This is a genomic window from Povalibacter sp. (genome assembly GCF_036520495.1).
Classification (GTDB): Bacteria; Pseudomonadota; Gammaproteobacteria; order Steroidobacterales; family Steroidobacteraceae; genus Steroidobacter.
In genome coordinates, this window is sequence record NZ_DATDJO010000038.1 from 175,833 (window position 1) to 183,554 (window position 7,722).

6 protein-coding genes are annotated in these 7,722 nt (G+C 62.2%); 2 read left to right on the forward strand and 4 right to left on the reverse strand.

All coding sequences use genetic code 11. The features are described 5' to 3' along the window. Positions 1-5 precede the first annotated feature (5 nt). The gene (locus VIZ63_RS14670) at positions 6-1,658 is read right to left on the reverse strand and encodes an OFA family MFS transporter (protein ID WP_331610411.1); all 1,653 of its coding nucleotides are present in this window, start codon (positions 1,656-1,658) and stop codon (positions 6-8) included. Between the two features lie 310 nt (positions 1,659-1,968). On the opposite strand from VIZ63_RS14670, the gene VIZ63_RS14675 reads away from it, so the two are divergent. Continuing rightward, positions 1,969-2,418 carry a hypothetical protein gene (locus tag VIZ63_RS14675; protein WP_331610412.1) on the forward strand — a complete coding sequence of 150 codons (450 nt, stop codon included), beginning with the start codon at positions 1,969-1,971 and terminating at the stop codon, positions 2,416-2,418. 114 nt (positions 2,419-2,532) lie between these two features. Here VIZ63_RS14675 and VIZ63_RS14680 read toward each other — a convergent pair whose 3' ends face one another. Beyond that, on the reverse strand, positions 2,533-3,732 hold the full coding sequence (locus VIZ63_RS14680) for a hypothetical protein (protein ID WP_331610413.1): 1,200 nt from the start codon (positions 3,730-3,732) through the stop codon (positions 2,533-2,535). 292 nt (positions 3,733-4,024) lie between these two features. After that, a complete protein-coding gene (locus VIZ63_RS14685) occupies positions 4,025-4,549 on the reverse strand; it encodes a hypothetical protein (protein WP_331610414.1) in 525 nt (174 codons plus the stop codon). A gap of 417 nt (positions 4,550-4,966) precedes the next feature. Here VIZ63_RS14685 and VIZ63_RS14690 point away from each other — a divergent pair, with 417 nt between their 5' ends. Then, the gene (locus VIZ63_RS14690; RefSeq protein ID WP_331610415.1) at positions 4,967-6,334 is read left to right on the forward strand and encodes a Kelch repeat-containing protein; all 1,368 of its coding nucleotides are present in this window, start codon (positions 4,967-4,969) and stop codon (positions 6,332-6,334) included. Positions 6,335-6,565: 231 nt separating this feature from the next. Here the strand turns inward: VIZ63_RS14690 and VIZ63_RS14695 are convergent. Then, positions 6,566-7,722, reverse strand: a 1,157-nt coding sequence (locus VIZ63_RS14695) for a vanadium-dependent haloperoxidase (RefSeq protein WP_331610416.1), incomplete at its 5' end; no start/stop codon positions are given.

A 7,722-nucleotide genomic window follows, 5' to 3' on the forward strand; every position in this document is an offset into this window, starting at 1 on the left:
CCTCGCTATTGAAAGAAGACAAGTGCCTTGCTCAGCGTGACCCCCACACCCCACGCGAGTGGAATCACAACCGCAGTCCATACGAGCACGAGCAGCACGCGATAGTTGGTCGTGTCGTCGGCACGATCCGATGCCGGCCTCGACGGGCGTCCGGGTGAGGCGGCGACTTCCCTCGCGAACTGCTCGTTCGTCATGTGATGTTTGGTATCGACGGGCCGGATCATCAGATTGCACAGCAGGCCCAGCAGCAACATGCCGGCGAGCACATACATCGTGACGTTGTACGCCTGATGCGCGGGCACGCCGCGGCCAAGCTGGAACTCACGGATGTAGTTGACGACGACCGGACCGAGAATGCCAGCGACAGACCATGCGGTCAGCAGGCGCCCGTGGATCGCGCCGACATGCTGCGTACCGAAGAGATCAGCCAGGTAGGCGGGGACGGTGGCGAATCCGCCGCCGTACATGGTGAGGATCACGCAGAAGATCACGACGAAGAAGCCGATGCGTCCAGCTTCACCGGCGATGGGGGCTGAGACATACAGCGCACAGCCCAGCAGGAAAAAGATGGTGTAGGTCAGTTTGCGGCCGAGGATGTCCGACGCCGATGCCCAGCCAATGCGTCCAGCGATGTTGAACAGCGACAGCAGCCCGGCAAATGCAGCCGCGATGGTCGCCACTTGCACGCGTTCGCTTTCGTCGAGATTCGCGAGCCTCTCCGGAATCCCCATCAATCGACCGCCGAAAACCTCCTGCAGCATCGGCGAGGCCATGCCGATGACGCCGATGCCAGCGCTCACGTTGAGACACAGAACGCCCCACAACAGCCAGAACTGCGGCGTGCGGACCGCTGTGTTCACGTGCACATGCGCGGAAGTAACCAGTCGCTTCTCTGTCTTCACGGCGCCGGACGGAGGCTGCCATCCCGGCGGCGGCAAGCGGTATCCGAACGCCCCCAACATCATCGAAACGAAATAGATGACGCCAAGTGCGACGAAGGTCTGCCAGACGCCCACGGAATTTTCCGTCGCGAACAGGTTCATCAGTCGATCGGCGAGCGGCGCGCCGATCATCGCACCGCCGCCAAAGCCCATGATCGCAAGTCCCGTTGCGACGCCACGATGATCGGGGAACCACTTGATCAACGTGGAAACGGGCGAGATATAGCCCAGGCCAAGGCCGATGCCGCCGATCACCCCCGACCCCAGCCACATCAGCCAGATCTGATGGATGTAGACACCCAGCGCAGAGATGAACAGGCCCCCACACCAGCACAACGTCGCAATGAATGCTGCCTTGCGCGGACCTGCGCGCTCGAGCCAGTGACCGAACAGTGCGGCAGCCGACCCGAGAAAGACGAAGAACAAGGTGTATGTCCAGCCAAGCATCGAGACGGGCCAATCACAGCGTGTCGAGAACACGCGTGCGACGAAGCCGACGCCTTCGCAGACAACCGGCTCATGCACCCCGAGCGCACGCGACAGCGGCAGCCAGAACACGCTGAAACCGTAGGCCATGCCGATCGACAGATGTATTGCCAACGCCGCGGGGGGCACGAGCCAACGGTTGAACGTCCAGGACGCAATCGTGCGCTCCTTGTCGAGCAACCCAGGCGCGAGCACGTGCTGCACGGTGTCAATCGGGTGCCCGGTGGACATCGCTACCTCCCGCATAAGCCGCAGTCGCCACGCGAAGTCGATCGATACGGATCCTACCGATACGCCGGATTCGTGACCACTTGAGAGAGGACCACGCAAGAAAGGACACCCATCAATCGGCATGCTGCCATTTTTCCGACCCACGTCATCGAAGGATGAGAGAGAAGACATACGCGTGTGGCGTACCGAAGGGCACGCGGTCCCTTTGGACGATCGGGATCCGGTCGCATCCGTGGCATCGTTTTCTCGAGCAATCAGCGAACACGACCTCGCTTCGATGCCACACCGCAACTTGACCAGGAGACACGTCATGATTCGCTTGAAGCCATCCCATCTGATGTTGACGCTCGGGCTGATCGCGCCCCTCTGCAGCAACGCAGCAGACTATTGCATCGCTGTGAACAGCGGCTTCGGCCAGGGCGGCACCAGCTTTATCGGCAAAGGCTTCACGTTGCCGGCGGCTGGTTCCTGCTCGCGGTGGTCAGGCTTTTTGAAAACGGCTTCGAGCGTCGTTGCCATATCGGCGGGCACCGGATGTCGCTCGACCGATGGCAAGGTGCTGGAGTTCACCATTTCCAGTACCGATCCGTCCTATCTCGGGTCCGGTGTGATCGGTTCGGACCACATCAAGTTTTGTCCGGGAGGCGCCGCAACCTGCCCATTTGGCGGTGGCACGGGTGTCGGCAGCTTCAGTAACGGCCCCGCAAAGGCGCAGACCTGCACGACCGCCCTCGTCAAACTTCCGGCGACACACGACTGACCAGCCGCTCATGACACGTGCGGTCCAAAAATCTGGCCGCGCGTGCCTCATGAGCGTCGCTCATCACGTCAGAGAGGCATTCCGCTACACCGCCAACGAAGTTCCACGCACACTTCAATCCCGCGGCAACTCCACGCCGCTGCGGCGAATCTGCATGACGCGCGGCGCGGCGGTGCTGACGATCTGGCTCAACAGGATTCCGCCCACCAATCGCGAGTGAGCAGCGCACGCACCGTGATGCGTTCCCGGGATTCCGCGGACAGTCTGCGCGACGACGAGCTTGCCACGTCGCCGCTCGAGCTCGCCATGTGTGAGGTCTTCGAACCGATAGACGTTGCAGCCATCGTACCGATTGTCTGTCGATGCGATCGGCGTCGCAATCAGATAGTAGCGACCGCCCTTCTCGACCAGCGCAGTGCCACCAAGCCCCACGTAGTGCTCGCCGAGCTGCGGACCATCGCGCGGCTCCGTGAGCCGGCCGACAACTTTCCAGGTTGCGGCATCCGTCACAACGCAACCGGGATATGTGCATCGAAGCAACACGGTGTGCAGAAGTGCACGAGTACCCAGCCAGGCACAGTCGAGTGCGAGATACAAACCATCGGGTGCAGAGAGCGCAGCTGGCTGGCCGAACATGCATGCACCGAGCTGCGGATCCTTCTTGTCGAGCTGAATCGCCGCTGGACCGGAGATCGGCGAGACTGCCGGTGCGGCGGCAGACTCTCCTGTCGTTCGCGTCAGGTAGCCCGTGAACAGTTTGATCGGCGGCGCATGTGCCAGATTCCCGGGGGAGTCCGCCATCTTCAGCGCGATCCAGCTGTAGCTCGCATACCTGGGAACATCGTTCACCCAAAGCGCTTGCTGCCAGAACAGCTTCCACCGCTGGGCGCGGGGCGCATGCTGATCGTAGACGAGCGTCGACGTCCCGTTCTGCCACGTACCGCGACTGCCCGCCTCGACGTAGAGCTCTCCCACATCCGACGCGGCGGCGAGCGGACCCACCTCTACGTCCGTGAATTCCTGGACGACACCCACATCCCGCCATGTCTCGCCGTCGTCCGAGGAAGCAATGCGCAGATTGACTCCCGATTGCGAATGCAACGAACCGTCGAATGACGAATAGCTCATCCACAATCGGCGCGTTTCAGGAACTTCGGTGACCGACGGATCGAACACGCCACGTGCGCCGACGCCAGGAAGCAGCGGTTGCGACAGCTTCGAGTTCGCGACTTCGTCGGCGCGGCTCAGAGCGCTGAGCGATGCCGTCAGTGCAACAACACCAAGGAGCAGAATTCGCACGATTCGCGCGGTCATGCGGCACGCATTGAAACATCCCAGCCGATGCGAGGGTGTGGAGAGAATACACGCTGACCTTGCCGCCATTCGACGTCCAGACGGTCCGATTCCGCCGTTCGTCTCGATACCCCCATCCATTGTCGGTGATCTGTGTGTCGTTGCGGCAATGATCAACGACTGGCGCGGACCGGGGTTCGCTGGATGAATTCAGAGACCGGGCGACCGAGGCGCGATGCCATCGCAGTTACGTCACGCACTGTTCTTCGTCCGCATCGGGATCGCAATATCTCACTGGACGAGCCTCGCGACCTCAGGGCACCAGCGTCACCTTGACCGCATAGCCATCGTACTCGGATTGCAGCCGCTCCACTTCCTTGTTGATCAGCGACACCGTGTCGTCTCCCGTACCGAAAATGTTGTGCGATTCGCCGTCGTCGTTGAGGCGGGGAAAGACGTGAAAAACGCCGTCGTCCGCCTGGTAGAGGCCGTACGCATTGCCTTCCTGCAGGATGGCCGCATTGTGGCCGCCAAACTCGCACAGCAGCGCTGTCGTATCGCCCTTGATGTAGCTCTTCAGGTCGAAGTTTCCGCTTTTTTTAGGCGCCGCCATCTTCGTGTTGCTGTTGACGAGTTGCCTGTAGTTGACGTTGCCGCGCTTGAGGAACGTGATCACGAACTCTGCGATGATCGCGCAGTTACGCACGCCGGGTTCGCCGTAGCCTGGATTGTCGGTCATCTCCCTGCTGTTCGGCAGCACACTCTTCACCGTCTCGATTGCCTTCGCTTCGCTGGCAATGCTGGTGATCAGATCGTTCAGCTGTCTGAGCCGCGACATCGTTCAACCTCACCCGGGTGTGTCGTGCGCGGAACTCTAGCAGCCACCGACAGAATCCAGCACCACGCTGTGTGAACGAGTCGGCACTTTCAAGCCGGGAAACAAGGTTGAAACGATCAGGATGAGAGCTGGGACACCCTTCCGTTGCGACGCTCAGGGGCGGGGACAGGCAGAGACTGGCCGCGCAAACCGATGAGCGTTCTGAAGGTGTCCGCCAACACTGGTCCACTCATCCGGCGCCGAGCGGCGGAGCGTGCCCAACACACCAAATACAGCGCCGTAACAAACCCATTACGAAACGCGCAGGCATCGATGCGACGATGACTCGCGTGGCCATGCTCGCATCGGGATACGCCACCAGACTGATATCCGCTGCGTCATCGACCGGCGCACGTCCGGCTAAGAAAAGGAATCATCATGCCCTCAGCAGTACATCTCGCATGGAAACGCCGCGCATTCCTGCCGGCCGTGCTCCTGGCACTCACAGCGTCACTCACCGGCTGCGGCAGCGACGATGAGAGCGACGACCCGAGCATTCAACTGAAGGCTGACAGCAGCGGCTACTTCGTGGGCGAAACCGCAAAGCTCACGGCCACCTTCCCGAAGGGTGCCGGCCGCCTCGAGCCTGGCGACATCGTGGTGACCAGCGGACAGACGATCACGACACCGATCCTCACCGCCAATACTCGCTACAAACTGACGGTGACCGACGCTGGCGAGACTGCCACGCGCAATCTGGATCTCGCCGTCAAATACCGGGAGCGCGTTCGCACGATCGCGGCGCCATTTGCCCGCTCCGAGCATGCAGCGGTGCGGCTGTCCGACGGACGCGTCGTCGTATTCGGCGGCGAAGACACGCAGAGCGTCCTGCCCGAGAAGATTTACGTATTCGACCCCAAAGACGAAACGTTCAAGCATCTCGGCTCCCTGAGCAGCGGCAGGGTCGCCTTCACGACGATCTCCCTCGATGACGGCGACATTCTTGTTTACGGCGGTATCGCCGGACTGACGAGTTCGCCGCATGCCGAGATCATCGACGGACAGACGGGCGCAGTGACGCCGCCCACCCACCAGCCAGCGTTCAATCGTCTCTACGCCGCCGCCTCGAAGCTGATGGATGGCCGCGTCCTGATCAGCGGCGGCGCGGTGTCAGGTCAGCCGTACTCACAGGCCGTGGAACTGTACGACCCGCGGACCCAGAAGTTCACACTGCTGCCTGGCGGCCTCAACGTCGGCCGCACCGGCCACACGATGGTCCGGATCAACGATCGCAAATTCCTGATCTACGGTGGCGTCACACTCGACAACCAGCCCGCACCGCCGGAGCTCTACGATCCCGTGACTGGCAACTCGACGACCATGACAGCTCCGGAGAACGGCGGACGCTATCTGCATGTCGCTCACACCCTGCAGGACGGCACAGTGTGGGTACTCGGCGGCGAGAACTTCGATGGCCAGCCGCTGACGTCGGTTCAGCGCTTCGATCCGGCCGCGTCGACGTTCCTGCAGAGCTTCAATCTGGCCACGCCGCGCAGCTCTGCAGCCATCGCGCGACTGACCGATGCCCGCGTACTGATCGTCGGTGGCAAGAGCACCGCATCTGCGTCGTCCGCCACTCAGACGACTGAGCTGCTCGGCGCCCCGACGGAGCGTCGCGACGGCCCGCAGATGAGCGTGAAACGCTCGCTCCACACGGCGACGCAGCTGCCCAACGGCAAGGTCCTGATCTTCGGTGGCCTCGACGAGCAGCAGCGGGTATTGGCGTCCGCGGAGATCTTCGAGTAGCCCGGCCAGATGCACGGCTGCTTGCTGCGCGGGCTCGGTGATCAGACCGAGGCCATCGTGCAGACATCATCCACCGACGACCTGCTGGAACGCCTCGAAGCCGAGGAGTGCAACACGCCCGCATGTGCGAGCGGTGAAGCGCCGCCCGCACGAAGGTACGCGCAGGACAAGAGGAGGAACGGGAGAAGTGAACGGACATCCCTGTCCTCTCACACTCCCTGACCCGCTGCGTTACCGCTTGCCAGATTTCACTTTCTCCAGCGAGTGGTGGCCGATCCACTTCGCCACCTGCCGGCCCAGCACCGCGCCGGCTTCACCGGAGAGTCGGTAGTGCATGCCTCCGTACACACGTGCATCGATGATTTCCCCGACGAGGTCGTCCGTTGTCCTGTAGTAGTGAGTCATGCCAGTGACTGTGCTATCGAAAGCAAGCTTCACGTGCCGCGTACCGAAATACGCACGGATCGTCTCGGCTGTCGCACCCGCCAGGCATGCATGCGCCGCCGGGTATTCCGGATGAGGCGGCGTATTCACGAATGAGGTCCACGCTGCGTCGGGAGAGGTCTGTGGATTGCCGTCGGTATCGGCCTGCTGGATCGCGGTGGATGGACGCCAGAAATCATAGGCGTACTTCGAGTCGAAGCAGGCGATAGCCGCATCGGCCTGGGCGAAGGCGAGCAGCGCCATGAGTCGCGCGCTGCCGGCCGTGCCCAGATTGCGACGGGCGACGAACGCACCGAAGTTGCGTCCCCAGAACTGGTTGGGATTTTCCGTGTGGAATCGCGCGATCTCGGACTGGGCCTCCGAACGCAACGTACTCGTCGACGATCCCCAGGCGCGCGTCTCGAGCAGGTCTTTCGTGTATCGCGCACTCGTCAATCCCGGGGGGCCATAGGCACGGAACTGCCATGGCGCATTGATTACCATGGGCGTGACGTTCGGCAGCCAGGTGTTGATCGGTTGACCCGCCGGCGGAAACGGCACAGTAGCCTGATACACGCCGGGTCCGGTGCCGAACTGATACACGGGAGCCGGTGCGGTTCGCCCATCGTTCGAACGCAACTCCAGCATGCGGGCAGCCACTTCTTCTCCAACCGCGATGCCGCGCGACTTCGACGATCCGTTGGGAATGCTCGCGATCGATGTTGCATAGGCCACATCGAACGTGGCGGCCTGCGCGGGGAACAATCCTTTCAGTGTTCGATAGGCAGCCGCAGCCGCTTCCTTCGATGCACCTGCCGTGGGTGCCGCCGGATCGACTTTGTAAACGGCGTGACGACCATCGATGGCGTTGACGGCATCGTAGATCGCCGCGTGCACGATGGCGAAATCGACAGCACTGGCGCGAGGCCCTCCTGCCACGACTGCGGCCGTCGTCACCGACGTCC

Coding starts and splice junctions, on each gene's coding strand:
- VIZ63_RS14690 (WP_331610415.1), top strand. CDS start 4,967: ATGCCCTCAGCAGTACATCTCGCATGGAAACGCCGCGCATTCCTGCCG.
- VIZ63_RS14685 (WP_331610414.1), bottom strand. CDS start 4,549: ATGTCGCGGCTCAGACAGCTGAACGATCTGATCACCAGCATTGCCAGC.
- VIZ63_RS14670 (WP_331610411.1), bottom strand. CDS start 1,658: ATGTCCACCGGGCACCCGATTGACACCGTGCAGCACGTGCTCGCGCCT.
- VIZ63_RS14680 (WP_331610413.1), bottom strand. CDS start 3,732: ATGACCGCGCGAATCGTGCGAATTCTGCTCCTTGGTGTTGTTGCACTG.
- VIZ63_RS14675 (WP_331610412.1), top strand. CDS start 1,969: ATGATTCGCTTGAAGCCATCCCATCTGATGTTGACGCTCGGGCTGATC.